Origin of the sequence: Mesorhizobium sp. M7A.F.Ca.CA.003.01.2.1 (genome assembly GCF_003998945.1) — a bacterium.
Taxonomy (GTDB): domain Bacteria; phylum Pseudomonadota; class Alphaproteobacteria; order Rhizobiales; family Rhizobiaceae; genus Mesorhizobium; species Mesorhizobium ciceri.
In genome coordinates this window covers 1-528 of the sequence record NZ_RZRA01001621.1, presented here as the reverse complement: position 1 = coordinate 528, position 528 = coordinate 1, and the positions used below count along the sequence as shown (strand labels likewise).

Genomic DNA, 528 nt, shown 5'->3' with positions numbered 1-528 from the left:
GCCGCCGTCGCCTACGGCACGGAGACGGTGAAGCGCGCGCTCAAGATCGTCGGCCCCGGCAGCCCCTGGGTGGTGGCGGCCAAGAGCGTGCTGTCTTCGGTCATCAACACAGGCCTTCCGGCCGGGCCGTCCGAAGCGATCATCTTTGCCGATGACAGCGTCGACGGCGGGCTTGCCGCGCTCGACCTGTTGATCGAAGCCGAGCACGGGCCGGATTCCTCGGCCTATCTGGTGACGCACAGCCGCAAGGTCGCCGAAGCCGCATTGGCTGCAATCCCGGAGCATTGGTCGCGGATGACCGAGCAGCGTGTCGAGTTTTCACGCGCGGTGCTGACCGGCAAGCGCGGTGGCATCGTGCTGACCGCGTCGCTGGAAGACAGCTACCGCTTCATCAACGACTATGCGCCCGAACATCTCGAGATCCTGTCGAAGGAGCCGTTCGCGCATCTCGGGCGCATCACGGAGGCGGCTGAAATCCTGATGGGGCCGCACACGCCGGTGACGCTGGCCAATTTCGTGCTTGGACCC

1 protein-coding gene is annotated in these 528 nt (G+C 65.9%); it reads left to right on the top strand.

The genetic code is table 11. From position 1 onward, the window contains the following. A partial coding sequence (locus EN969_RS34585) for a histidinol dehydrogenase (protein ID WP_206525381.1) occupies positions 1 to 528 on the top strand: 528 nt, incomplete at both ends.